Annotated in this window: 16 protein-coding genes and 1 pseudogene; 6 read left to right on the top strand and 11 right to left on the bottom strand. The window is 62.2% G+C overall.

The features are described from left to right. Positions 1-46: 46 nt before the first annotated feature. Both rpsU and FHT79_RS22410 read right to left on the bottom strand, forming a co-directional pair. Entirely contained in the window at positions 47-259 is a 213-nt protein-coding gene (gene rpsU, locus FHT79_RS22415) for a 30S ribosomal protein S21 (protein WP_003585885.1), read from the bottom strand. A 177-nt stretch (positions 260-436) separates the two neighbouring features. Further along, a complete protein-coding gene (locus FHT79_RS22410) occupies positions 437-2,038 on the bottom strand; it encodes an adenylate/guanylate cyclase domain-containing protein (RefSeq protein ID WP_183904190.1) in 1,602 nt (533 codons plus the stop codon). 287 nt (positions 2,039-2,325) lie between these two features. Between FHT79_RS22410 and FHT79_RS22405 the strand changes: the two genes are divergently transcribed. Continuing rightward, on the top strand, positions 2,326-4,497 hold the full coding sequence (locus FHT79_RS22405) for an adenylate/guanylate cyclase domain-containing protein (RefSeq protein WP_183904189.1): 2,172 nt from the start codon (positions 2,326-2,328) through the stop codon (positions 4,495-4,497). A gap of 5 nt (positions 4,498-4,502) precedes the next feature. Here the strand turns inward: FHT79_RS22405 and FHT79_RS22400 are convergent, their stop codons facing one another. After that, complete coding sequence (locus FHT79_RS22400) at positions 4,503-5,540, bottom strand: FecR domain-containing protein (protein WP_183904130.1); 1,038 nt, start codon at positions 5,538-5,540, stop codon at positions 4,503-4,505. Between the two features lie 247 nt (positions 5,541-5,787). On the opposite strand from FHT79_RS22400, the gene FHT79_RS22395 reads away from it, so the two are divergent. From FHT79_RS22395 to FHT79_RS22375, 5 genes are all read left to right on the top strand, one after another. Further along, positions 5,788-7,041 (top strand): sarcosine oxidase subunit beta family protein, encoded by a 1,254-nt coding sequence (locus FHT79_RS22395; protein ID WP_028756873.1) that lies wholly within the window; start codon positions 5,788-5,790, stop codon positions 7,039-7,041. A gap of 115 nt (positions 7,042-7,156) precedes the next feature. Further along, a complete protein-coding gene (locus tag FHT79_RS22390; RefSeq protein ID WP_028756872.1) occupies positions 7,157-7,498 on the top strand; it encodes a sarcosine oxidase subunit delta in 342 nt (113 codons plus the stop codon). After that, complete coding sequence (locus FHT79_RS22385; protein ID WP_183904129.1) at positions 7,495-10,488, top strand: sarcosine oxidase subunit alpha; 2,994 nt, start codon at positions 7,495-7,497, stop codon at positions 10,486-10,488. The genes FHT79_RS22390 and FHT79_RS22385 overlap by 4 nt, the downstream gene beginning before the upstream one ends. Beyond that, a complete protein-coding gene (locus tag FHT79_RS22380; RefSeq protein WP_183904128.1) occupies positions 10,481-11,029 on the top strand; it encodes a sarcosine oxidase subunit gamma in 549 nt (182 codons plus the stop codon). Before FHT79_RS22385 ends, FHT79_RS22380 begins: the two co-directional genes overlap by 8 nt. 48 nt (positions 11,030-11,077) lie before the next feature. Next, positions 11,078-11,476: a VOC family protein gene (locus FHT79_RS22375; protein ID WP_063475316.1), complete on the top strand. Its 399-nt coding sequence runs from the start codon at positions 11,078-11,080 to the stop codon at positions 11,474-11,476. Positions 11,477-11,491: 15 nt separating this feature from the next. On the opposite strand, the gene FHT79_RS22370 is transcribed toward FHT79_RS22375, so the two are convergent. The 8 genes and pseudogenes from FHT79_RS22370 to FHT79_RS22335 form a co-directional block, all read right to left on the bottom strand. After that, positions 11,492-11,980: a MaoC family dehydratase gene (locus tag FHT79_RS22370; protein ID WP_028756868.1), complete on the bottom strand. Its 489-nt coding sequence runs from the start codon at positions 11,978-11,980 to the stop codon at positions 11,492-11,494. 90 nt (positions 11,981-12,070) lie between these two features. Beyond that, on the bottom strand, positions 12,071-14,050 hold the full coding sequence (gene glgX / locus FHT79_RS22365) for a glycogen debranching protein GlgX (protein WP_183904127.1): 1,980 nt from the start codon (positions 14,048-14,050) through the stop codon (positions 12,071-12,073). A gap of 12 nt (positions 14,051-14,062) precedes the next feature. Further along, the gene (locus FHT79_RS22360; protein ID WP_028756866.1) at positions 14,063-15,694 is read right to left on the bottom strand and encodes an alpha-D-glucose phosphate-specific phosphoglucomutase; all 1,632 of its coding nucleotides are present in this window, start codon (positions 15,692-15,694) and stop codon (positions 14,063-14,065) included. 6 nt (positions 15,695-15,700) lie between these two features. Then, complete coding sequence (gene glgA, locus FHT79_RS22355) at positions 15,701-17,143, bottom strand: glycogen synthase GlgA (protein ID WP_183904126.1); 1,443 nt, start codon at positions 17,141-17,143, stop codon at positions 15,701-15,703. Positions 17,144-17,146: 3 nt separating this feature from the next. Next, entirely contained in the window at positions 17,147-18,409 is a 1,263-nt protein-coding gene (gene glgC, locus FHT79_RS22350) for a glucose-1-phosphate adenylyltransferase (RefSeq protein WP_028756864.1), read from the bottom strand. Positions 18,410-18,428: 19 nt separating this feature from the next. Next, on the bottom strand, positions 18,429-20,636 hold the full coding sequence (gene glgB, locus FHT79_RS22345; protein WP_183904125.1) for a 1,4-alpha-glucan branching protein GlgB: 2,208 nt from the start codon (positions 20,634-20,636) through the stop codon (positions 18,429-18,431). Further along, entirely contained in the window at positions 20,633-23,095 is a 2,463-nt protein-coding gene (locus FHT79_RS22340) for a glycogen/starch/alpha-glucan phosphorylase (protein WP_183904124.1), read from the bottom strand. Before FHT79_RS22340 ends, glgB begins: the two co-directional genes overlap by 4 nt. A gap of 276 nt (positions 23,096-23,371) precedes the next feature. Next, a pseudogene (locus tag FHT79_RS22335) lies at positions 23,372-24,591 on the bottom strand (pilus assembly protein). Positions 24,592-24,661 lie beyond the last annotated feature (70 nt).

Raw genomic sequence — 24,661 nt, 5'->3', positions numbered from 1 at the left:
CCCCGCCACAATGCATCTGAAAACGTCGAAAAAACGACGGCAACGCTCAGCGTGCGACCAGACCTTCGCGCTGGGCGCGCTTGCGGGCCAGCTTGCGAACGCGACGAACAGCCTCGGCCTTCTCGCGAGCACGCTTCTGCGACGGCTTCTCGTAGTAGTCGCGCATCTTCATTTCGCGGAAAATGCCTTCGCGCTGCATCTTCTTCTTGAGAGCGCGGAGAGCCTGATCAACATTGTTATCGCGGACAAGTACCTGCACGAGAATCACGTTCCTTTGGTTGGTTGATGCCGGAGGCGGCGCAGCGGCCAGAGGCAAAACAATAACGTTCGCGCGGCCGCAGCCTTGCGATTGGTGATGCGAAATAGCAGATCGGGTATGGGAAGTCCAGATGGATATGGGAGGCAGGTGGAAAAATCACGCTTGCCCGATATCCGCTCACGATCCGGCTGTTTCGGGCGCGGCTTCATCCAGCGCGGCGATGGCTTCCTTGAGAGCCGTCCTGACCCGGAGGCGGTCGGCCGGCTCCAGCCGGCTCATATCCAGATGCAGGTCAAGACCGGAGAGATGCTCGCTCAGGACACGGCTCTTGTGATCCGCGCCGAGCGTCAGCCCATCCACCGCATAGGGCACGATCTCGCGCTGGATGCCCTTCATCGTGATCGGCGGCAGGGGATGGGCGTCGACGATTTCGTTCACCAGCGCGTAGGTTTCATAGCTGATGACGATCTCGCCTCCCTGGGCGATCGATTGCAGCCGGGCCGCGAGATTGGCTTCCGCCCCGATAATCGTATAGTCCATACGGTCATTGCTGCCGAAATTGCCGACATTGCAATAGCCGCTGTTGATGCCCATGCGGACGACGAAGGGCTCTTCGGTGCCGTTTCTGCGCCATCTGTCCTTGAGTTCGCCGAGACGGCGCTGCATGTCGACGGCCATGCGCAGACAGGCTTTGGCGTCCTCCTCCGGTCCCTTGGTTTCGGGATCGCCGAAGAAGACCAGCATCGCGTCGCCGATGAACTTGTCCACCGTGCCGCCATGCTCCAGGGCAATATTCGACATTTCGGTCAGATATTCGTTGAGCATCTCCGTCAGCGCTTCCGGCTGCAGGCGCTCGGTCGTCGCCGTGAAATCCTTGATGTCGGAGAAGAAGATCGTCAGGCGCTTGCGCTCGGTATGCACGACCACGTCCTTCTGCCCGGAGAAGATGCTCTTGTAGATCTGCGGCGAGAGATAGCGCGATATCTTCAGGGAAACGCTGGCGAGAAACTCGTTCGCCGCTTCCAGATCCTGGTTGGCGCTATGGATCGCGCGCGCCTGCTGCCGCTGGAGCAGAATGAAGCTGATGCCGATGATGGCGACGAAAAGAAAATAGCAGAGCAGGTATTTGAAGGCGAAGACGTTGCTTGCATAAGGCTGCCGGATGATGACCTCCTGAATGCCGCGCACATCGCCCACCTTCCAATCGGTTTTCGGGCTTTCGGGATGGCTATTGTGGCAGGCAACACAGGCCTGGCCCATGACGACGGGGGTGATGAACCGCAAGGTATCGGTCAATCCGACGCGGGTGAGATCGTTCAGCGTCTGCTGCGGATTGGCGCGCAACGCGGCGAGCGATTTCTTTTCGAAGTCGTCGAGCTCGTGAGAGGCCCGGCTCTTGAACGGCAGGTCGGAGACGAAACGGTAGGTGATATTGGCCTGCTGTTCCTTGATGACGTCGCCGAGCTCCAGGGACAGTGTGGCCGGCAGCGGAATGGCGCCTGGTATATTCGCGTAGTTGTGAGAGACGATCGTGCCTTCGGTCGCGCCGCTGGCATGGGCGGCCAGTACGCGCCCCACGACATTGGCGGAATAATAGGAGCGGATGCTCGATATCAGCGAGCTCATGTCGCGCGCCTGACGCCGCAGGGTATTTCCGGAGAGATCGCTGATATCGAGCCAGACGGCCAGCGGCAATCCTGCGAGCATTGCCAGCACGACGACAATCAGCCAGTAGCCGCTGCGACGCGCGGCGGTTTCGGAAATCACGGCGACCTCCATCCCTCTCGAAAGCATCCGGTTTTTCGGTCGCTACAAGAACATTTCGCCGAGCGCCGGGCAAGGTCGAAGCCTTGTCATCCAGGCAAAAGCCCGACCAAAATTGGAGGTGTGTTTGCATTGAAGAGGCTTTCCGACGATCCGCCGGAAAACGAAAGATGGGAGGCCGAAAAGACCGCGCCCGGGACGCACGTGCGAATGGCGTTTGGACCGAAAGCGGCGTAGCCTGTCTGACGGCAGGTGCGGTCCGCTCTGCTCTGCCTGCCCTGGGAGGGACGCCCGGTGAGATGATGACGCGCGTGCAGCAAATCGGTGTCGTTATCGGCCTGGCGATCGTGGCTGCGCTGACGATCCTCCGGGCCGGCGATCCCGGGATTTTCAAGCTGATCCGCGGCGTGACGTTCGACGAGTATCAACGGCTGGTTCCCAGAACCTTCGAGTCGATGCCGGTCCGCGTGATCGACATCGACGAGGCATCGTTGCGCGAATTCGGCCAATGGCCATGGCCGCGGGACCGGATCGCCCTGCTGGTGGACCGGCTTTCGCAGATGGGGGCTGCGGCCATCGCCTTCGATATTCTGTTCGCCGAGCCGGACCGGCTGTCGCCGCGCAATGTTGTCCGCGAGGTCGCCGGCGTCGATCCTTCCTTTGCCGAGAAGCTGCCTGACAATGACGAGATATTCGCCAGCGCAATTGCCGAGAAACCCGTCGTCCTCGGCTTCGGCCTTTCCAACGAGGGCAATTACCGGCCGCCGGTCAAGGCAGGCTTTGCCTTCACCGGCGAAAGCCCCGTCTCGGCTCCGCCCTATCTCCGCGCCTCGACACCGCTCAGGCCGCAATTGGAGGCCAAGGCGGCGGGGCTGGGTCATATCAGCCTCAACCCCGGCAATCCCTCGCCGGTGGTGCGGGCGGTGCCGCTGTTTCTGACCGACGGCACGCAGCTCTATCCGAATCTGGCGATCGAGGCCCTGCGCGTGGCGCAGGGGGTGTCGACCTATGTGCTGTCGGGCGCGCCCGATCGCGCCGGCATCATGACATCGGCAAAGATCGGGGATTTCGTCGTGCCGCTGACGGCGGCGGGCGAACTCTGGCTCTATGTCAGTCCCGACCGGGCCGAGCGGTACATATCCGCCCGGCAGGTGCTCGCCGCCGAAGGGGCCGCTCCCGAGGTCGCGGCCGCCATCGACGGCAGCATCGTCTTCGTCGGCACGTCGGCGGCCGGCCTGCAGGACATTCGCGTCACCGCGCTCGGCGAGAACGTTCCCGGCGTTTCGCTGCATGCGCAGGCTGTGGAGCAGATCCTCTCCGGTCACTACCTGTCGCGGCCCGACTGGGCGGACGGCCTGGAAATCCTGATGATTGCCGTGCTCGGATGCCTGCTCGTCGTGGTGACGACCTTCGTCAGCCCGGCGGTCGCGCTGATCTGCGGCCTGCTGATCACGGCAATGGGGCTGGTGGCGTCCTGGCTCTCGTTTCTGTATGCAGGACTTCTCTTCGATCCGCTGGCTCCAATCGTCAGCGGGTCGATCATCCATTTTGCAGCGACCTCCTTCCGGATCCTGGTGATCGACCGGGAGCGGCGGGCGGTGCGGCGGGCCTTCGGACATTATCTTTCTCCGTCGCTGCTGCATCGCATCGAGCATACCCGCGACGCGTTGCGCCTCGGCGGCGACGACCGCGAGCTGACGGTGATGTTCGTCGATGTCAGGAGCTTTACCGAGATCAGCGAGCGGCTGGCGCCGACGGATGTCGTCGCGTTCCTGAACACGTTGCTCGATGCGCTGAGCCGCCATGTGGTGGCCAATGAAGGCACGCTCGACAAGTTCATCGGCGATTCGATCATGGCATTCTGGAATGCGCCCGTCGATGTGGCCGATCATGAAACCAAGGCGGTTCGCGCTGCTCTTGCCATGCGTGAAACGCTGGCCGAATTGAATGCCGGCGACGCCTTCGGCTTCGGGCCTGAACAAAAGGTCGGGATCGGCATCGGCATTCATACCGGCCTTGCCTGCGTCGGCAATATGGGCGCCAAGACCCGCTTCAACTATTCGGCGGTCGGCGACGCCGTCAACGTCGCTGCGCGGCTGGAATCATGCTGCAAGGAGGTTGGCTTCGATATTCTGATATCCGACAGCACGGCAAAGTCGGTGCAGGGGATGGCACTGATCGAGGCCGGCGCCATTCCGCTCAAAGGCAAGAGCAGCCGAACGCAGATCCTTGCCGTCGTCGGCGACGAACGTGTTGCCGCATCTGCCGAGTTTGCAGCACTTGTTGGCGTTCATCAGCAACTGATGCAGGCCCTGCTTTCGCATTCGAAGAACACCCGCAAGCTTATCGGCACGGCAAAGCTCAGGGCGGTGCAGGTGATCGACGGCCTGGCGGAATTCTATCAACGAATATCCGGCAGGACGGATCATTTTCGCGAGGCGCCCGATGGATTGGAGAAGAGTGCGGCCGACTGAGGGCGTCAGCGGTTGCGATTGAGACCCCAGCCCTTGCCATGGTTCCGATCCCTGTTGTGATCCCGATCTTTATCGTGATCGCGGTCACGATCCCGATGATCCCCTCGATCGTGATAGTCGTGATCATCGTGCTGATCGTGATGTTCATGCCGACCACGGCCATCATGCTTATCGGGTTTATCCGGTTTGTCGTGATGCGGCTTGTCAGGCTTGTCAGGCTTGTCGGGCTTGTCGGGCTTGTCGGGCGTGGCCGGCCGCTCTTTTTGCGGCTCGGCCTGCCGCTGCGGCGGATCTTGTCGCTGCGGATTGGGCGCCGGCTCGGTTGAAGACGGAGGCGAGGGCCGGTTTCTCTCTTTTCTGTCCGGCGCGACGGAGGCCACATTGCAGCCGCCGAGCATACCGATGCCGCCCGAAAGTCGCTGATTGCCGGAGAGGAAGGGGAGGGCGCGCGGATTTCCGAGCGTCTCGAGAACACTGGGATCGACCCGGCGTGCCGCCGACATATTGCCGTTCGGCTTGGCCACGACGCAATCGCAGCGCTGCTGCAACTGCCGGCAGCCGCCCGGGCCGCAAAACTGGGCCGCGCCGTTCAGCAGCACGACGGCGGTCGTGCCGTCAGGGCCGACGTAGAAATCGAAAGCGGTGCCGCGTACGCCGATCGTGCCGGCCGGCGTCAGGATCTGGTAGGCCGAGGAGTTGGAACTGCCGCTGACCCAGCGGAACGTCCCTTTTGCCGCTCTGATGGTCAGTTTCTTGACCGATTGGGAATCATCGAAGACATATTTGTCGATGACAACCGACGAACCCCAGCCGACCGCGAGCTTCGTGCCGTCACGAAACAGGAACTGGCCGAGCCCCGATTGCGATGTCTTGATGCGCTCGTTGCGATGAACTTTGGTGTCGACCTCGATCGGGCCGCTTTGTCCCGTCACCTCGGTCTTGATGACGACAGCCTGGCCGACCGGCTCGGCGGCGGGTGCCGGCCATGCGCTGCTTAACGCGACGCAAAGCGTCGCGACGGATACTGAGCGCCAACCCCACATGATACACATACCCCAGAACATGCGATGATTAGCATTTTAGCAATTGCTTGTCTTCTCACCCTGTTGGGCTAGGACGGAGGAGGCAGAGCATGGCGTCGACCGAAAACCGCGCAGTTTTTCGCCATCATGTCGTTTAGTGTCAAAAGCAAAGCTCTCGCGCGTCGCAAAAGAACCGTTGTGCCGCATTTGGATTTGCGATTTGTATGGGCGCGGAGAACAGCCCCTTGCCCGAAGGAGAAGAAGGCGGATGCGGAAATATTCGGTTTTTGCCGTGGCGCGGGAGGCCCTTCGTGGCCACAAGGGCTGGGAGAAGCAGTGGACTTCGCCTGAGCCGCGCGCTGAATACGACGTCGTCATCATCGGCGCCGGCGGTCACGGGCTGGGTGCCGCCTACTACCTCGCCAAGGAACACGGCATCACCAATGTTGCGGTGATCGAGAAGGGCTGGCTCGGCGGCGGCAATACCGGGCGCAACACCACCATCATCCGCTCGAACTATCTCTATGAAGAGAGCATGCACATCTACGAGCATTCGATGAAGCTCTGGGAAGGGCTTTCCCAGGAGCTCAACTACAATGTGATGTATTCGCCGCGCGGCGTGATGATGCTTTCGCACAATATTCACGACCAGCAGTCCTTCAAGCGGCATATCCATGCCAACCGGCTCTACGGCATCGACAATGAATGGCTGACGCCGGAGCAGGCGAAGGCCTATTGTCCGCCGCTTGATATCTCGGCCAGCGCGCGCTACCCGATCAACGGCGCAGCACTGCAGCGCCGCGGCGGCACGGCGCGGCACGACGCGGTCGCCTGGGGTTATGCGCGAGCGGCCTCGGACCGCGGCGTGCACATCATCCAGAATTGTGAAGTGACCGGCATCCGGCGCGGTGCGGACGGACGGGTGACCGGGGTCGAGACCTCGCGCGGTTTCATCGGCGCCAAGAAGGTCGCCGTGTCGGCGGCCGGCCATACGACAACGGTCATGCAGATGGCCGGCGTGCGTGTGCCGCTGCAATCGAGCCCGCTGCAGGCGCTGGTCTCCGAGCCATTGAAGCCGATCTTTCCCTGCGTCGTCATGTCGAACACGGTGCATGCCTATATCTCCCAGTCCGACAAGGGAGAGCTGGTCATCGGCGCCGGCACCGACCAGTATAATTCCTATTCCCAGACCGGCGGGCTGCAGATCATCACCCACACGCTCGATGCCATCTGCGAGCTCTTCCCGATGTTCCGGCGCGTCAAGATGATGCGGCAATGGGGCGGCATCGTCGACAATACGCCGGATCGTTCGGCGATCCAGTCGAAGACGCCGGTTCCCGGGCTCTACGTCAATTGCGGCTGGGGCACCGGCGGTTTCAAGGCGACGCCAGGCTCGGCCAATCTCTTCGCGCATCTGATTGCCCGCGACGAGCCCCATAAATTCAATGCCGGGCTGACGCTGGAGCGTTTTCGCAGCGGCCGGCTGATCGACGAAGCAGCGGCGGCGGCGGTGGCGCACTGATGACAAATGTTATGGCTGAGCCTCGGACGCTCACTCCTTTCGTCGCTTACCCCCTCATCCGCCTTTCAGGCACCTTCTCTCTGCTGGGGAGAAGGGGAGGAGAAGGAAATCCCACATGCTGCTGATCCATTGCCCTTACTGTCAGGAAGAGCGTTCCGAGCTCGAATTCCGCGGCGCGGGTGACGCGCATATCGCGCGGCCCGCCGAGATCGCCTCGATCTCGGACGAGGAATTCGAGGCCTACTTCTTTCTGCGCGACAATCCGAAGGGGCTGATCTTCGAACGTTGGCGACACATTCACGGCTGCGGGCGTTTCTTCAACGCGGCGCGAGATACGGTGACCGACAAGTTCATCGTGACCTACAAGGCGGGCGAGCCGAAGCCTGAGATCGGGGCTGCGGCCAAGCAGCATGGGCCTGTCGAGACATATGAAGCCGTGGAAGGAGAGGCGCAATGACCGGCGTAAACCGTATCGCCGGCAAGGGGCGCCTGACACCGGCCAGGACCGCACGTTTCAGCTTCGACGGCAAGAGCTATACGGCGCTCGAAGGTGATACCGTCGCCTCGGCGCTGATCGCTAACGATGTGCATCTTCTGGGACGTTCGTTCAAATATCACCGGGCCCGCGGTATTCTGTCGGCAGGGGCCGAGGAGCCGAACGCGCTGATCGACGTCGCCCGCGATACGGCGCGCAAGCAGCCGAACGTGCGCGCCACCGTGCAGGAAGTTTTTGACGGCATGATCGTCAACTCGCAGAACCGCTGGCCCTCGCTCGCCTTCGATGTCGGCGCCGTCAACAATCTGATGTCGCCATTCTTCGCCGCCGGTTTCTACTACAAGACCTTCATGTGGCCGCGCGCCGCCTGGAAACACGTCTACGAACCGCTCATCCGTCGCGCCGCCGGCCTCGGGGTCGCGCCGACGGAAGAGGATCCGGACCATTATGCCAGCCGCTATGCCCATTGCGACGTGCTGGTGGTCGGCGCCGGCGTTGCCGGGCTTTCGGCAGCGCTGGCTGCGGCTGAGACCGGTGCCCGGGTGATCCTTTGCGACGAGCAGGCGGAAGCGGGCGGCGCGTTGCGCTACGATGCCGGCGTGACGATCGACGGACAGGACGGCTATGCCTGGGCACAGAAGGCCGTGGCGCGGCTGAAGGCAATGGACAATGTCGAAGTGCTCATCCGCACGACCGCCTTCGGCTACTACAACCACAATTTCGTCGGTCTTGCCGAGCGCGTCACCGATCATATCGCCAAGCCCCCCAGCGATCTGCCGCGCGAGCGGCTCTGGCAGGTCCGGGCCAAGCGGGTCATCCTCGCCACCGGCGCGATCGAGCGGCACATGGTATTTCCGAACAACGACCGGCCGGGCATCATGCTCGCCTCGGCGGGGCGGATGTATCTCAATCATTACGGTGTCGCCGTCGGGACCAAGGTCGGCATCTACACGGCGCACGACTCGGCCTATGAAGCGGCTTTCGATCTGAAACGGGCCGGTGTTTCGATCGCCGCCATCGTCGACAGCAGGCAAGCGCCGGGAGCGGCGGTGCTGGAAGAGGCGCGTGCGCTCGGCATCGATGTTCTCACAGGCCAGTCTGTTATCAACACCGCGGGACGGCTGCGCATCTCATCGATGACGGTGGCGCGCAACGGCGGCGGTTCATCGCGCAAGATCGCGGTCGATGCGCTCCTGGTTTCGGCCGGCTGGACGCCGTCCGTCCATCTCTTCTCGCAGTCGCGCGGCAAGGTGGCCTTCGATGCCGAAAGCCAGCGTTTCCTGCCCGGCTCTTACGCGCAGGATTGCCTTTCGGTCGGCGCCTGCAACGGCACCGACGACCTGCAGCGGACGATCGAGGAATCGCTTGCCGCCGGCGAGCTGATGGCGCAGGCCACCGGCAAAAGCAGCGGCGAGAAGATCGCAATTTCGGCCGAGCAAGCCTATGACTGGACGGGCGGCATGATCGGCGCTGCCGAAGGCGCCGGTCCGAAGACCAACGCCAAGGCCTTCATCGATTTCCAGCACGACGTCTGCGCCAAGGATATCCGCCTTGCCGTGCGCGAAGGCATGCATTCGATCGAGCATATCAAGCGCTTTACGACCAACGGCATGGCCTCGGACCAGGGCAAGCTGTCCAACATGCATGGCCTGGCGATTGCCGCCGAAATGCTCGGCAAGGAAATCCCGCAGGTCGGGCTCACCACGTTCCGTGCGCCCTATACGCCGGTTACCTACGGTACGCTGATCGGCCACTCGCGTGGAGAGCTGTTCGATCCGACGCGCAAGACGCCGCTGCACGATTGGGAGGAAGCCCATGGCGCGGTCTTCGAAGATGTCGGCAACTGGAAGCGCGCTTGGTTCTATCCGCGGGCCGGCGAGACCATGCATCAGGCGGTCTCTCGCGAATGCCGGACGGCGCGCGAGTCGGCCGGTATCTTCGATGCCTCGACGCTGGGCAAGATCGAGGTGGTAGGGCCGGATGCGGCGAAGTTCCTCAACCTCATCTACACCAATGCCTGGGATACGCTGAAGCCCGGCAAGGCTCGCTACGGCATCATGACCCGCGAGGACGGCTTCGTTTATGACGACGGTGTCGTCGGACGCCTGGCGGACGACCGTTTCCACGTGACGACGACAACCGGCGGCGCGCCGCGCGTCCTTCACCACATGGAAGATTACCTGCAGACGGAATTCCCGAATCTGAAGGTCTGGCTGACCTCGGTGACCGAACAATGGGCGGTCATCGCCGTGCAGGGGCCGAAGGCGCGCGAGATCGTCGCGCCGCTGGTCGAAGGGCTCGATCTTTCGAACGAGGCCTTCCCGCATATGAGCGTTGCCGAATGCACGGTCTGCGGGGTGCCGGCGCGGCTCTTCCGCGTCTCGTTCACCGGCGAAACCGGCTTCGAAATCAACGTGCCGGCCGACTACGGCCAGTCGGTGCTCGAAGCGGTCTGGGCCAATGCCGAACCGCTCGGCGCCTGCGTCTATGGAACGGAGACGATGCACGTGCTTCGCGCCGAGAAGGGTTACATCATCGTCGGGCAGGACACCGATGGAACCGTGACCCCCGATGACGCCGGACTTTCCTGGGCGGTTTCGAAGAAAAAGACGGATTTCGTCGGCATTCGCGGATTGAAGCGGCCGGATCTCGTCAAGGACGGGCGCAAGCAGCTTGTCGGCCTCGTCACCAAGGACCCGAAGCTGGTGCTCGAAGAAGGCGCGCAGATCGTCGCGAGCCCGAACGAGCCGAAGCCGATGACCATGCTCGGCCACGTCACATCAGCTTACTGGTCGGACAATTGCGACAGGTCGATCGCCTTTGCACTCGTCGCCGGCGGCCGGGCGCGGATGGGCGAAACGCTCTATGTGCCGATGCCGGATCGGACGATCGCCGTCGAAGTGACGGATCTGGTATTCTTTGACAAGGAAGGAGGCCGGATCCATGGCTGAAGTCGCAATTCGCAAACCGGCGCTTGCCGGCCGTCTCGGCGGCTCCGCAACGGTGCGGCTGACGACCGCACCCGCTGCCAGCCGGGTGGCGCTGCGCGCGCCGGCGGAATCGCTCGCAGCACTTTCCGCTGCTCTCGGCCTGTCTGTGCCGGCCGCCCCGAAAACATCCGGCCGGGCTGGCCCCCGCTCGGCGCTGTGGATCGGGCCGGACGAATGGCTTGTCATCGATGAGGACGGCGCCGACCTGATGGCGGTATTTTCCGGTGCCGGCGCGCTGCATTCGGCGACCGACGTGTCCCACCGCAATGTCGCGATCATCGTCTCGGGACCGGGTGCGGAGGCAACGCTTTCGGCCGGCTGCCCGCAGGATCTGTCGCTTGCTGCCTTTCCGGTCGGAGCCGCATCGCGCACGATCCTGGGCAAGGCGGAGATCGTGCTTTTCCGCACGGAAGAAGACACGTTCCGGGTGGAGTGCTGGCGGTCGTTTTCGGATTACGTCTTCGGGCTGCTGAACGAGGCGGCTCACGACGCCGGGCATTGAACCCGCGCCAATCCCGGCTGGGTAAGCCTTCATTCAAGGGGTAGGCCAATGCTGCACCATGCTTCTCTCGGCGTTTCCGATATTGAACGGTCGGCGGCATTTTACGATACCACGCTGGCCGCGCTCGGTTACGTCAGGGTCTGGGACGATATCCGGCCGGGGCAAACGGGGCAGGCAATCGGCTATGGCCTTCCCGGCGGCGGGGACAAACTGGCGATCAAGCATCGCCCGGATGGCCAGCGTCCAGCCGGCCCGGGTTTTCATCTGGCGTTTGCCGCCCCGAACCGCCAGGCGGTCGATCGGTTTCATGCGGCGGCCATCGCGCATGGCGGCGGTGACAATGGCCGGCCCGGCCTGCGGCCCCATTACGGTGAGCACTATTACGCGGCGTTCGTCACGGATCCCGACGGACATGCTCTCGAAGCTGTGTTCAATTCGGCCGAGTAGCAAAAACAGTTTTGCTCAGACGTCCTCGGGGCGGTCCTTCGGGTCGAATTGGATGATGGTGATCCATTTTGCCGTCAGCGCCGGCTTCTTCTCGTTTTCAATCTCGATCGAGACGTCATAGGTGGTCATCAGCATGCCGGCGCCGCGGAAGCGGGCCTCGGAGAGCAGGAAGCGGCCGCGGACGCGGGCGCCGCTCTTCACCGGCGTCATGAAGCGGACGCGCTCGAAGCCGTAGTTGATGCCCATGGTCTGCTCGCGCACTTTCGGCAGGCAGTTGTAGTTCATCGTCGACAGCAGAGACAGTGTCAGGAAGCCGTGGGCGATGGTACCACCGAAGGGGCTCTCAGCTGCCGCGCGTGCAGGATCAACGTGAATGAACTGATGATCGTCGGTCGCCGCCGCGAAGGCGTCGATCATCGACTGGTCGACGGTGATCCAATCCGATAGGCCCGTTTCCATGCCGATCAATCCCCGCACGTCGGAGAGTGAAATTTCCGTGACCATAAATTCCTCGTGAAACAAGCCGTCGCGGCAAAGCCTTATCGCGCATTTGTGACGATTGCGACAAGGATTTGCGCAAGCGAAGGCAGGCGGTCAATTTTCTACGAAAAAGGCGACGGAGCGCGGCTCGACGGCTGCACTCTTGCCGGCTTTCTGCGCTCCTTCAGGCGTCAACTGGCGCCAGCCCGGTTCGCCCCGGGAAGGGAGCGTGAAAAATTGGCGGCTCCCCGAGCGGTTGAAAAGCACGGCAAGCCGGGTCTGCCTGCCGCCGGCGGAGCGGTCCTCGGTCGACAGAAGCATGCCGAGGGTGAAAAGCGACGGCGTCTCCCATTCGGCAACGGTCATCGGCTCGCCGGAGAGCGAAATCCATTCGACGTCGCCGTCTCCTGACAGGAAACCCGTTTCGGAGAAGACGGTGAAGCGGCGGCGCAGTTCCGCAACGAAGGCGGTGTGGGCGATGAGATTCCCGTCCAACGCGTTCCAGTCCAGCCAGGTGATCTCGTTGTCCTGGCAATAGGCGTTGTTGTTGCCGTGCTGGCTGCGGCCGCCCTCGTCGCCCGCCGTCAGCATAATGCTGCCGCGGGTGGCAAAGAGGGTTGATATCAGCGCCATCACGTCGTCACGGCGACGCTTGCGGATGGTGGGATAGGGGGTTTCCCCCTCGACGCCGTTGTTCCAGGAGTGGTTTTCGTTGTGGCCGTCGCGATTGTGTTCGCCGTTGGCATCGTTATGCTTTCCGGCGTAGGAGACGAGATCGATCAGCGTGAAGCCGTCATGGGCAGCGAGGAAGTTGACGCTGCGCGTTTGTCTGCCGTCGTTGCGGGAGAAGATGTCGGAGGAGCCGGCGAGGGCGGTTGCCAGCGCGCCGGTCTTCCAATCGTCGCCGCGCCAGTAACAGCGCAGGTCGTCGCGGACCCGGTCGTTCCATTCCAGGAAGGACGCCGGGAAATTGCCGAGCTGATAGCCGCCCGGGCCGATATCCCAAGGTTCGGCGATCATGATCCGGTCGGCAAGCACATCGTCGGCGAGGATCGCGGCAAGCGTTCCGCCGTCGCGCTCGAAGCCCGTTGCGGTGCGGCCGAGCACGGGGGCGAGATCGAAGCGAAAACCGTCGACGCCGGCGTTGAGCACGAAATGGCGCAGGCTGTCGATGACGAGGCGGCGGACCTCGGGATGATCGCAGGCAAGCGTGTTGCCAGTGCCTGTGTCGTTGATGAGCTCGCCCGGCCAATTCTGGGCGTGGCGATAATAATGCAGATTGTCGAGGCCGCGCAGCGACAGCGTCGCGCCGTAACGGTCGCTCTCGCCGGTGTGGTTGAAGACGAGGTCGAGGATGACGGCGATGCCTTCGGCATGGAGAGCCGCGACCGTCTCGCGCAGCTCCGTCATGCCGCCGGGGACAAGCCGCGGATCGAGGGCCATGAAGGCGATGGGATTGTAGCCCCAGCCGTTGGTGAGGCCGAGCGGCGGCAGGTGGCGCTCGTCGATCCAGGCGGTGATCGGCATCAGTTCGATGGCGTCGACACCGATCCGCTTCAGGTGTGCGATGACGGAGGGATGAGCAAGGGCTGCAACCGTGCCGCGCTCTGCCTCCGGCACGTCGGGATGGAGAATGGTGAAGGGCCGCACCGCCACCTCATAGATAAAGCCGCCCGGATTGAAGAGCGGCTTGCTGACCACGGCGCGTATATCGGCAGTGACGATCGCCTTCGGCATCAGATCCTGGCTGTCTTCGCCATAGATGCCGAGACGGGGATCGTAGCGGAACGGCCTGTCGATCTCCTTGGCATAGGGATCGAGCAACAGTTTGGAGGGGTCATACCAGAGACCGTTATCGGGAGCGTAGATACCATCGGCGCGATAACCATAGCGCGCGCCGGCCTTCAGCCCGTCGACAAAGAGACGATGGATGTGATTGCTGTCGCGCGCCATCGGCAGGCGCGCGAATTCCCTGTTGCCGTCATCTTCGAAGAGGCAGAGTTCGATCTGTGCGGCATCATGCGACCACACCGCAAATTCGACGCCGGTCTCGAAAACGATCGCGCCGGCTTGCGCCGCACTGCTTCCCCGCATGTTCCCCCCGGATCAGGTGATCACGGTTGGCGCGTCGCGTCCCGTGCGTTCCCGAATGCTGGCAATGCTTTCGGCGGCCGCGATCAGATCGGCGAGCGCTTCCTGCGTTTCGATGTTGTGGCGAGTCGAATCCGGCTCGTAACGCTCGATATAGACACGCAAGGTTGCGCCAGACGTGCCAGTGCCGGACAGGCGGAAGACGACGCGGGAGCCGCCCTCGAAGAGCACGCGGATACCCTGATGTTCGCTGACCGATTTGTCGATCGGATCGTGATAGGCGAAGTCGTCCGCCTTCTCGACCTTCAGGCTGCCGAAGCTCTTGCCAGCCAGGGTGGAGAGCTGGCTGCGGAGATTGTCGACCAGGCCGTTTGCCGCATCGGTGTCGAGGCCCTCGTAGTCATGGCGCGAATAATAGTTGCGGCCGTAGGTCTGCCAGTGCTGGGTGACGATATCGGCGACACTCTCGCCGCGCACGGCAAGAATGTTCAGCCACAGCAGCACGGCCCAGAGGCCATCCTTTTCGCGGACGTGATTGGAGCCCGTGCCGGAGCTTTCCTCGCCACAGATCGTCGCCATGCCGGCATCGAGCAGGTTGCCGAAGAATTTCCAGCCGGTCGGCGTCTCGTACATGCCGATGCCGCGCTTTTCGGCGACGCGGTCGGCAGCACCCGATGTCGGCATCGAGCGGGCGATGCCGGCGAGACCGCCAGAATAGCCGGGGGCGAGATTGGCGTTAGCGGCAAGGATCGCCAGGCTGTCGGACGGCGTGACGAAGATGCCGCGGCCGATGATCAGATTGCGGTCGCCGTCGCCGTCGGAAGCGGCGCCGAAATCGGGCGCATCATCGCCCATCATCTCGTCGAAGAGTTCCTTGCAGTGAACCGGGTTCGGGTCGGGATGATGGCCGCCGAAATCCGGCAGCGGCATGAAGTTGCGCACGGAGCCCGAGGGAGCGCCGAGACGATTTTCGAAGATTTCCTTGGCATAGGGGCCGGTGACGGCGCTCATCCCATCGAAGGCAATGCGGAAGCCGAGGCTGATCAGGTTGCGGATGGCGCCGAAATCGAACAGCTCTTCCATCAGCGCGGCATAGTCCTCGACCGGGTCGATGACCGAGAGGATCGTGCCGCCGGGAAGCTCGTCCTTGCCGATGCGGTCGAGATTGACGTCGGCGAAATCGGCGATCTTGTAGCTGTCGATCGTCTTGGAACGCGCATAGATCGCGTCGGTGATCTTTTCCGGCGCCGGGCCGCCATTGTTGATGTTGTATTTGATGCCGAAGTCTTCGGTCGGGCCGCCGGGATTGTGGCTGGCGGAGAGGATGATGCCGCCGAAAGCCTTGTATTTGCGGATGATGTGGGAGGCGGCCGGCGTCGACAGGATGCCGCCCTTGCCGACCATGACCTTGCCGAAGCCATTGGCAGCGGCCATCTTGACGGCCTTCTGGATGACTTCGCGATTGTAGTAGCGTCCGTCGCCGCCGATGACGAGGCACTTGCCCTGATAGCCTTCCAGCGAATCGAAGATCGACTGGATGAAGTTCTCCGCATAATTCGGTTGCTGGAAGACTGGAACCTTCTTGCGCAGGCCAGACGTGCCGGGTTTCTGGTCCAGATAGGGCGTGGTGGGTACGGACTTGATCATTTTAGGTCACATGCCTTTCGAGACGAGGCTTGAATAGAGGGCAGCGTAGCGTTCGGCGCTCTTCTCCCAGGAGACATCCGATTTCATGCCCTGCTTTTGCAATTGGGTCCAGAGTTTTCGGTCCTGGTAAAAATGCATCGCACGGCGGATTGCCTGTAGCATGCCTGTTTCTGTCACGGGGGCAAATTGTATGCCGGTTGCGACTTTCGCTGCAAGTGCGGCGTGATTGGCGTCGATCACCGTGTCATTCAATCCGCCGGTGCGGGCGACGATCGGCACGCAGCCGTAACGCAGTCCGTAAAGCTGGGTCAGGCCGCAGGGTTCGAAGCGCGAGGGGATGATGATCGCATCGCAGCCGGCCTGCATCAGGTGCGACATCGGCTCGTTATAACCGATCGAGACGCCGATGCGGCCGGGATGGCGGCTGGCGGAGGCGAGCAGCGCGCCTTCAAGCGCCGCTTCACCGGAGCCGAGCACGACGAGCTTGCCGCCCATGGCGACGATCTCATCGGCGACGTTGGCGACGATATCCATGCCCTTCTGCCAGGTGAGACGGCTGATGACGCAGAAGATCGGGGCGTCGTCATTGTCGAGATGGAAGAATTCGGCGATCGAGCGACGGTTCTCCTCGCGGTTCTTGAGCGTCGTCGGGCCGTAATGGGTGTGGACGACGGGATCGGTCGCCGGGTTCCAGACATCGGTGTCGATGCCGTTGACGATGCCGTGCAGATTGTCGATGCGGCTGGCGATGACGCCCTCGAGCCCCATGCCGAATTCCGAGGTCAGGATCTCATCGGCATAGGTCGGGCTGACCGTCGTGATCGCATGAGCGGTCTTGAGGCCGCCCTTGAGGAAGCCGACAGTGCCGTAATATTCGATGCTTTCGGTGGCGAAGGCATGGGCGGGCAGGCGCAGGCCGGGAAAGATCTCGGAACCGAACTGGCCCTGGAAGGCGATGTTGTGGATGGTCAGCACGCTCGGCAGTTCCGGCGTCGGATAATAGCGCATATAGACCGACGTCAGCGCCGCCTGCCAGTCGTGGGTGTGGACGAGATCCGGCCGCCAGCCGGGCATCAGGCCGGCGGCAATCTCGGAGGCGGCAAGCGACAGGGCGGCAAACCGGCGCCAGTTGTCCGGATAGTCCTTGCCGAGCGGATCGAGATAGGGGCCGCCCGGCCTGTCGTAATAGGCCGGCGCATCGAGGATGAGCAGATCGAGGCCTTCGTGCTCAACCTCGAGCACCGTCGCCCGCTCGCCGAGCAGGTCGACGAATTCGAGTCTGGCGACCGGGTTGCGAATGACCTTCATGACGGCGGGATAACCGGGCAGAAGGGTCTTGGTCTCGACCCCGAAGGCTTTGAGAGTAATCGGCAGGGCGCCTGACACATCGGCCAGGCCCCCTGTCTTGATCAAAGGGAAGACTTCGGACGAAACCGAAAGAACTTTCATAAGTCAGATATCCAGCTTGTCGATCATCGGTTGCGTGATCAGGCAGATGCCGCTTTCCGTCCGCCGGAAACGCTTGGCGTCGAGCTCGGGATCCTCGCCGACAACCAAGCCTTCCGGAATGACGACACCATGATCGATCACCACATTCTTGAGCTGCGCGCGCCGTCCGATCTTCACGTTCGGCAGGATGACCGCGCCTTCCATCTTGGAGAAGGAGTTGGCCCTGACACCGGTGAAGAGCAGGCTGTTGTTCAGGCTGGCGCCGGAGATGATGCAGTCGCCCGACACGACGGAGGAGGTGGCCGAGCCGCGGCGATCCTCGTCGTCATGGACGAATTTCGCCGGCGGGGTGATCTCGGCATAGGTCCAGATCGGCCAGGACTTGTCGTAGATGTCGAGCTCCGGAACGATCGCCGTCAGGTCGATATTGGCCTGCCAATAGGCGTCGATCGTGCCGACGTCGCGCCAGTAAGGCTCGTGCTCGAAATCGGACCGGACGCAGGACTTGGCGAAGCGGTGGGCGACCGCCTTACCGTTCTTGACGATATAGGGGATGATGTCCTTGCCGAAGTCGCGGCTCGAGTTCGGATCGGCGGCGTCGCGGCGCAGCGCATCGAGCAGGAACTTGGTGTGGAAGACGTAGATGCCCATCGAGGCGAGGGCGAAATCCGGCTTGTCGGGAATGGGCGGAGGATCGGCCGGCTTCTCGACGAAGGCGATGATCTCATCCTTCGCGTTGACGTGCATGACACCGAAGCCGGTCGCTTCCATGCGCGGCACTTCCAGGCAGCCAATGGTGACGTCGGCGCCGGAATCGACGTGCTGCTGCAGCATCCATTCATAGTCCATCTTGTAGACGTGGTCGCCGGCAAGCACGACCATGTATTCGACGCCGTAATCCTGGATGATGTCGATGTTCTGATAGACGGCGTCGGCGGTGCCCTCGTACCATTGCGTCTCGGAGACGCGCTGGCTGGCGGGCAGGATGTCGAAGCTCTCGTTGCGCTCGGGGCGGAAGAAGTTCCAGCCACGCTGCATGTGGCGGATCAGCGAATGCGCCTTGTATTGCGTGGCGACGCCGATGCGGCGGATACCGGAATTCAGGGCGTTCGACAGGGCGAAATCGATGATGCGAGCCTTGCCGCCGAAATAGACGGCCGGCTTGGCACGCCGGTCGGTGAGTTCCTTGAGACGGCTTCCCCTACCGCCCGCCAGAACATAAGCCATTGCATCGCGGGCAAGTGGCTGAACGCGTTTTTCTACCATTTTCTCCTCCCACCAGTCACTAATTTTCAGGTTCAAGCATGATTGTCGCCAAGGGCGGCAAGGTGATCGAGCAGGTGATGTTGCCGCCGGCATCGACGGCCTGCACGCGCCCGCCATTGCCCTTGCCGCTGCCGCCGTAGATGTCGGCATCGGTGTTCAGGATTTCCCGCCAGCGGCCTGCGGACGGCAGGCGGATCGAGTAGTTCTCGCGGTAGACAGGGGTGAAATTGGTGATGACGGCGACCGGCTTCTGGCCCGGCGCCTTGCGCAGCCAGGCAAAGACGGAATTCTGATGGTCGTCGGCGACCAGCCATTCGAAGCCTTCGCCTTCGCAGTCACGCTCATGCAGAGCCGGCTTGCTGCGATAGGTGAAATTGAGGTCGCGCACCAGGCGCCGCATGCCCTCGTGCATGCGATACTGAAGCAGGTTCCAGTCGAGCGACTTCTCCTCGCTCCACTCGCTCCACTGGGCGAATTCCTGGCCCATGAACAAGAGCTTCTTGCCGGGATAGCCCCACATATAGGCGTAGTAGGCGCGCAGATTGGCGAATTTCTGCCAGTCGTCGCCCGGCATCTTGGCGATCAGCGAACCTTTTCCATGGACGACCTCGTCATGCGAGAGCGGCAGGACGAAATTTTCCGAATAGGCGTAGAGCAGGCCGAAGGTCAGCTCGTTGTGATGGTGCCCGCGGTAGATGGGATCGCGGCTCATGTAGCTCAGCGTGTCATGCATGAAGCCCATGTTCCACTTGAAGCCGAAGCCCAGGCCGCCTTCATGTACGGGCTGCGAGACCTTCGGCCAGGAGGTCGATTCCTCGGCGATGGTCATGACGTTGGGATGCTGGCCGTAGATGCGGATGTTGAGATCCTGCAGAAAGCGGACCGCTTCGAGATTCTCGTTGCCGCCATATTCGTTGGGGATCCATTCGCCGTGTTTGCGCGAATAATCGAGATAGAGCATCGAGGCGACGGCATCGACGCGCAGGCCGTCGAGATGGAATTTTTCGGCCCAGTAAAGCGCATTGTTGACGAGATAGGAAACAACCTCGGTGCGGCCGAAATTGTAGATCGCCGTGCTCCAGTCGGGATGGAAGCCCTTGCGCGGGTCTTCGTGCTCGTAGAGTGCGGTACCGTCGAACCAGCCGAGGCCGTGTTCGTCGGTCGGGAAATGCGCCGGCACCCAGTCGAGAATGACGCCGATGCCGACCTTGTGGCAGCCGTTGACGAAACGGGCGAAACCTTCCGGTTCGCCGAAACGAGCGGTCGGCGCGTAGAGGCCGGTCGTCTGGTAACCCCAGGAGGGGTCGTAGGGGTGCTCGGTGATCGGCAGGAACTCGATATGGGTGAAGCCCATATCGGCGCAATAGGGGATGAGGCTGGAGGCGAGCTCGTCCCAGGACAGCATCGTGCCGTCCTGCCGGCGCTGCCAGGAGGCGGCATGCACCTCGTAGATCGAGATCGGCTGGCGGCGCTTGTCGGTCTCGCGCCAGTGCTTCAGATGGGCTTCGTCTTCCCACTCCTGCTCCAGCTCGGCGGCGGTGATGGAGGCGGTTTTCGGCCGGAGCTCGCTGCGGCGAGCGAAGGGATCGGCCTTCAGCGGCAGCAATACGCCGTCCTGGCCGCGGATCTCGAACTTGTAGGCAACGCCGATCGGGACGTCGGGGGCGAATATTTCCCAGATGCCGCTATCGGAACGGAAGCGCATGACGTGGCGACGGCCGTCCCAATTGTTGAAATCACCGACGACGGAGACGCGCTGCGCATTCGGGGCCCAGACGGCGAAATGGATACCCTGGGCGCCATCATGCTTGATGAGATGGGCGCCCATCTTGTCGAACAGGCGCAGGTGCGAGCCCTGGCGGGCAAAATAATCGTCCATCGGCCCGAGCACCGGACCGAAACTGTAAGGATCGGTGACAGCCCATTCGGCATCGCCGCGCCGGGCGCGATAGCGCACCGGCTGGAGCTTGGTCAGGGAAACCGGGCCGGCGAAGACGCCGTCGGCATGGAGCTGTTTCAACTCGCCGATGACGCTGCCATCGAGCGTCATGGCGGTCACTTCCTCGGCGCCCGGGATGAAACACCGGGCGACGAAAACGTCGCCGGCCTGGTGCACACCGAGGACGGCAAAGGGATTGGAATGCGAGCCGGCAAGGATCGCCGTGATTTCATCTGCCGAAATTTCCCAGGAAAGCTTTACTTCAGGGACGGTTTTCGGCGTTTTCATCCGGCTCTCCAGATTTCGTCTGCATATTGCCTGATCGTACGGTCGGAAGAGAACCAGCCCATCCGCGCCGTGTTGTTGATCGTCTTGGTGTACCAGGCGGACTGGTTGGTCCAGATTTGGTCGACTTCGCGCTGGGCCTGGGCATAGGCGTCGAAATCGGCAGCGACCATGAACCAGTCGTGCGAATAGATGCCGTCGATCAGCGCCGTGTAACGGTTGCGGTCATCGGGCGAGAAGACACCGGAGCCGATGGCGGCGAGCGCCTGGGCGAGCTCGCGCGATCCCTCGATGATGGCACGCGGATTGTGGCCGTCGCTGCGGACCTTCGACACCTCGTCGGCCTTGAGGCCGAAGATGACGATGTTGTCCTCGCCGACATTGTCGCGCATCTCGACATTGGCGCCATCGAGCGTGCCGATCGTCAGCGCGCCATTCAGGGCGAACTTCATGTTGCCGGTGCCGGATGCTTCCATGCCGGCGGTCGAAATCTGCTCGGAGAGGTCGGCGGCCGGAACCATGACTTCGGCGAGCGAGACATTGTAGTTCGGCACGAAGACGACCTTCAGCAGACCGCGGACCGACGGATCGTTGTTGATCGTGCGGGCGACGTCATTGATCAGCTTGATGATGAGCTTGGCGTTGTGATAACTCGGCGCCGCCTTGCCGGCGAAGAGTTTGACGCGCGGCACCCAGTCGAGCTCGGGATGCGAGCGGATCTGATCGTAGAGTGCGACAGCCTCGATGATATTCAGCAGCTGGCGCTTGTATTCGTGGATGCGCTTGATCTGGATGTCGAACATCGCCGAGGGATCAAGCTTCACGCCCATGCGGCTGGCGACGAGATTGGAGAGCGCCACCTTGTTGGCCCGCTTCACCGCGGCGAACTTCTGCTGGAAGGTCGGGTCGGAGGCGAACTTGTCGAGCGGCGTCAGCTTCTCGGCATCGTCAAGGAATTCGTCGCCGATCGCCTCGCGGATCAGGCCGGTGAGACCGGGATTGCATTGCTGCAGCCAGCGGCGCGGCGTGATGCCATTGGTCTTGTTGTTGATGCGATCGGGATAGAGCTTGTGCAGGTCGGCAAAGACTGTGACCTTCATGAGGTCGGTGTGCAGGGCCGAGACGCCGTTGATCGAATGCGAGCCGACGAAGGCGAGGTTGCCCATGCGCACGCGGCGGTCGCCGCTTTCATCGATCAGCGAGATCGAGCGGATTTCCCCATCGGTGAAATTCTTGCCCTTGCGCGCGTCGATCAGGATCTTGGCATTGATCGCATAGATGATCTGCATGTGGCGCGGCAGCAGACGCTCGAACAGCGGCACCGACCAACTTTCCAGCGCTTCGGGCAGAAGCGTGTGGTTGGTGTAGGAGAAGGTGTGGCGGGTGATTTCCCAGGCCTGGTCGAAATCCATTCCGTGGACGTCACAGAGCAGGCGCATGAGTTCGGCGACCGAGACGGCGGGATGGGTGTCGTTCAGCTGGATCGCAACCTTGTCCGGCAGCGAGGTGAAATCGTCATATTGCTGCAGATGGCGGCGCAGGATGTCCTGCAGCGAGGCCGACGAGAAGAAGAATTCCTGGCGCAGGCGCAGTTCCTGACCGGCCGGGGTGGCGTCGGCGGGATAGAGAACCCTGGTCAGGCTTTCGGCCTTGTTGCTTTCGCGCAGCGCCCCGATGTGGTCGCCGGCGTTGAAGGCATCGAGCAGGATCGGATCGATCGGCTGTGCCGACCAGAGGCGCAGCGTGTTGACGCGCTTGCCGCGCCAGCCGACGGCCGGCGTGTCGAAGGCGGCGGCGATGACGCGCTCGGCCGGTTTCCAGACGTAGCGCGGCTGGTCGTCATGGGTGGTGATGAATTCGACGGCGCCGCCGAAGCCGATTTCATAGGAGCTTTCGCGGCGCTCGAACTCCCAGGGATTGCCGTGGGCGAGCCAGTTTTCCGGCAGTTCGACCTGCCAGCCGTCGGCCATCTGCTGGCGAAACAGGCCGTGGACATAGCGGATGCCGTAGCCATAGGCGGGCACGTCGACGGTTGCCATGCTTTCCATGAAACAGGCCGCCAGACGACCGAGGCCGCCGTTGCCGAGCGCGGCATCCGGCTCCAGCCCGGCGATGACGTTGACGTCGACGCCGAGCGAGGCGAGGGCATCGCGCACCTCCTCCATCAGGCCGAGGTTGGAGACGGCGTCGCGCATCAGGCGACCGATCAGGAATTCGAGGGAGAGATAATAGACGCGTTTGGCGCCGGTCGCATAAACCTCGCGGGTGGAAGCCATCCACTTGTCGATGATACGGTCGCGCACCACCAGGATCGTCGCCGTCAGCCAGTCATGCGGCTTTGCCACCTTGGCGTCCTTGCCGATACGGTAGGTCAGACGTTCGATGATTTCTTCAGCGAGAATTTCCGGCCTTGAGCTGCGGGGAGCGGGGGAGGGGATGATCGGCTTGGAAACAGTGTTCATCGTCAGGTCTCGCCAATTTTAATTTTGTTTCAGGATGTTATGCCTGATTCAATCAATTTGTCGCTTGCGCAGCCGACAGTTTATGCATCGTTAGTAAGCACTTGCAACAAAGGATTTGGACAAACGAAAAAATTGCGAAACCGTCATATTCACGCGGGTTGAGGGGATTGATTTCAATGACTTTTCCCGATCTCATCGGCCGAACGAGGATAACGAAAAGCCGCTCCGGTTTGTTCCGGCGCGGCTTTTTCGTTCGGCTTTCCACCGGGCCAATCGTCAGTTCGTCAGGCGCGTCAGCTGTGCGGAGGCCTTCGCTCCGATCGCCTTGAAGGCGGCAAGCAGGTCTTCCATCTTTTCCGCCTGGAAATAATGGGCGTCATCGGAGGCGCAATAATGCAGCAGCGCCTGTCCGCCCGCGGGTGCCATGAAGGCGATCGTATAGATTTCGATGCCCTTGGACTTCGCGTCGTCGCATGTCTTCTTGGTCGCCGTGTCATAGGAACGGCCGCCACTGCTATCGTTGTTATTGTCGCCGTCTGTCATAAAGACGATGTACTTCTTGGGTACTTGCCCGGACTTTTGCTTGTGGGCGGCGTCTTCGGCGTCATTGCCCGCGGCGTTCTTAGCAGTGAGAGACGTGTAAGCCGTATTCACTGCGCCGCTTGAATTCGTGCCACCTCCCGACTGAAGCGCGTTGACATAGCTCGAGACACCGGCGGTTCCCCAGGCGAGGCTGCTGGGCGGATACTGATTGATATCGTAGGACACCGCGCCGGTGCGCGCATATTCCGCATTGGGATCGGCGTTGGTGATCTGGCCGAAGAGATTGCCGGCGGCGATTTTCAGCGCCTCTAGCTTGGTGTAGTAGTTTGTGCGGCTGCCGGTGCAGGTGTCGTAAACCCACTTGTCCTTCTTGTTGTAGTGGCCGTTGCAATCATAGGTGAATGATTCGGTTGGATCATCGGCGTTGACGGTTGCGGTAGGCTCTCCCATTGACCCTGATTTATCGAGGGCGAGATGCCCTGGGTTTGCGAGTGACCGCCGATCGTCGTGCCTGACGTCGCAAGATGCTGCGTGCTGAAGCCAACCGCCTGCATCAGCGGGTTGACCGCGAGGTCGTAACTCGGTGAAACCGTCACCTGATAGGATGTCGACTTGCCCGATGTCGTTGTCTGGACGCTGACGCTCGTCCCGTTCTTGATGTCGGTGCCGCTCTGCAGGTAATTCGCCATTTGCCCGGCAACGAAATTCTGCGCAAAGGCCTCGGCCTGCGAGGTTTGGATCGTGCCGTTTGCCAGGGCGGTGGCGGTCGCGAGCGCCGCCGAATCAGCGGCCTCCTGCAACTGCTGCTTCGAGAGCAGCATATCGCCCACCTGGATCGCCATGCCGGCTGCTCCGAAAAGGACGGGCAGCAGGATAGCCGTCATCATACCGAAATTACCGCCACGGTCGCTCAACATGCGACGCAGGCAGGGATGCAAAAAGGAGGTGCTCATCATGTTCACCCAACTGGAAACCCTGTGAGGTGATATTAGGCACGTCTCTCCTTTCCGCGGGCCTTACGGC

The sequence above is a fragment of the Rhizobium sp. BK212 genome (genome assembly GCF_014197475.1).
GTDB classification, from domain to species: Bacteria; Pseudomonadota; Alphaproteobacteria; order Rhizobiales; family Rhizobiaceae; genus Rhizobium; species Rhizobium anhuiense.
The sequence above is the reverse complement of the archived record's forward strand: the minus strand, read 5'-3'. Positions and strand labels throughout refer to the sequence as shown.

Excerpts from the sequence above, each read along its gene's own strand:
- FHT79_RS22410 (WP_183904190.1), bottom strand. The coding sequence starts at position 2,038 with ATGGAGGTCGCCGTGATTTCCGAAACCGCCGCGCGTCGCAGCGGCTAC.
- FHT79_RS22405 (WP_183904189.1), top strand. The coding sequence starts at position 2,326 with ATGACGCGCGTGCAGCAAATCGGTGTCGTTATCGGCCTGGCGATCGTG.
- FHT79_RS22400 (WP_183904130.1), bottom strand. The coding sequence starts at position 5,540 with ATGTGGGGTTGGCGCTCAGTATCCGTCGCGACGCTTTGCGTCGCGTTA.
- FHT79_RS22395 (WP_028756873.1), top strand. The coding sequence starts at position 5,788 with ATGCGGAAATATTCGGTTTTTGCCGTGGCGCGGGAGGCCCTTCGTGGC.
- FHT79_RS22390 (WP_028756872.1), top strand. The coding sequence starts at position 7,157 with ATGCTGCTGATCCATTGCCCTTACTGTCAGGAAGAGCGTTCCGAGCTC.
- FHT79_RS22385 (WP_183904129.1), top strand. The coding sequence starts at position 7,495 with ATGACCGGCGTAAACCGTATCGCCGGCAAGGGGCGCCTGACACCGGCC.
- FHT79_RS22380 (WP_183904128.1), top strand. The coding sequence starts at position 10,481 with ATGGCTGAAGTCGCAATTCGCAAACCGGCGCTTGCCGGCCGTCTCGGC.
- FHT79_RS22375 (WP_063475316.1), top strand. The coding sequence starts at position 11,078 with ATGCTGCACCATGCTTCTCTCGGCGTTTCCGATATTGAACGGTCGGCG.
- FHT79_RS22370 (WP_028756868.1), bottom strand. The coding sequence starts at position 11,980 with ATGGTCACGGAAATTTCACTCTCCGACGTGCGGGGATTGATCGGCATG.
- glgX (WP_183904127.1), bottom strand. The coding sequence starts at position 14,050 with ATGCGGGGAAGCAGTGCGGCGCAAGCCGGCGCGATCGTTTTCGAGACC.
- FHT79_RS22360 (WP_028756866.1), bottom strand. The coding sequence starts at position 15,694 with ATGATCAAGTCCGTACCCACCACGCCCTATCTGGACCAGAAACCCGGC.
- glgA (WP_183904126.1), bottom strand. The coding sequence starts at position 17,143 with ATGAAAGTTCTTTCGGTTTCGTCCGAAGTCTTCCCTTTGATCAAGACA.
- glgC (WP_028756864.1), bottom strand. The coding sequence starts at position 18,409 with ATGGTAGAAAAACGCGTTCAGCCACTTGCCCGCGATGCAATGGCTTAT.
- glgB (WP_183904125.1), bottom strand. The coding sequence starts at position 20,636 with ATGAAAACGCCGAAAACCGTCCCTGAAGTAAAGCTTTCCTGGGAAATT.
- FHT79_RS22340 (WP_183904124.1), bottom strand. The coding sequence starts at position 23,095 with ATGAACACTGTTTCCAAGCCGATCATCCCCTCCCCCGCTCCCCGCAGC.